The sequence below is a fragment of the Shewanella sp. 1180_01 genome (genome assembly GCF_052850535.1).
Window position 1 is genome coordinate 1 of sequence record NZ_VXCT01000161.1, and the last position, 916, is coordinate 916.

The window sequence follows — 916 nt, forward strand, 5'->3', positions numbered from 1 at the left end:
CGATCTCTACATCTGCAAAGCACTCTTTAGTGTACCGCTTTACTATATTGTACGTACAAACGTCATTACACATTAAGGTGAGTATGGGGACTATTAATATTCGCATTGATGACGAGCTTAAAGAGCGCGCTTTTTCAGCGTTGGAAAAGTTAGGCGTAAGTCCTTCTGAGGCATTGCGGCAAATGCTTGAATATGTCGCCACAAATGGCGCTTTGCCATTTAAGCCCGTACTGCTAACAGCAGAGAATGAAGTCTTGATCACCTTGGTTAAAGAACGTTTAGCGAGCTCTCGAAAGGGGATCGAGGTTTCGCTCGATGATCTATAAGTTAGAGTTTGATCCCCGCGCACTAAAGGAATGGAAGAAGCTCAAAGTCCCATCAGGCAGCAGTTAAAAAAGAAACTGGCCGAGATCCTTCTACATCCTCTTATCGTAGCCAACAAACTTAGAGATCTCCCTGACTGTTTCAAAATCAAGTTGCGCACATCAGGTTATTGCTTGTATATCACGTACAAGATGAACGCATTACCGTGTTTGTAGTGACCGTAGGCAAGCGTGCACGATTAGCTCTGTATTCAACAGCAGAAAAGCGCCTTTAAAGGAGGCGTGAATCAGTTCTCCAGAGATTTGATTCACTCAAGGGCAAAAAAGCCCCGTTGGAAGGAAGATACAGGGCGAAATGGGTCTGTTTTAAGGCCAACATGAATCAGACTGTCCTAGAGCGATTCACATAGGGGGAAATTCAAAGGCCCCAGAAGGGCCTTTGAATAATATTAGTGAGCGGCAAGTGCTGCGTAGATTTTAGGATCTTCTTGAATCGTCGCAAGCACTTTGGCTGCTAATCCTGCTGGGTTGCGGCGTTTACCTTCCCAGCTTTTAATTGTGTCTAAACTGACCCCCATCGTGGCAGCAAATTC

2 protein-coding genes are annotated in these 916 nt (G+C 45.1%); one reads left to right on the forward strand and one right to left on the reverse strand.

The genetic code is table 11. The annotated features are described in order from the left end of the window. On the forward strand, window positions 1–326 hold a 326-nt coding region (locus FW758_RS24640; RefSeq protein ID WP_446446832.1), incomplete at its 5' end, for a type II toxin-antitoxin system RelB/DinJ family antitoxin. Window positions 327–772: 446 nt separating this feature from the next. On the opposite strand, the gene nadS is transcribed toward FW758_RS24640, so the two are convergent. Further along, a partial coding sequence (nadS, locus tag FW758_RS24645) for a NadS family protein (protein WP_446446833.1) occupies window positions 773–916 on the reverse strand: 144 nt, incomplete at its 5' end.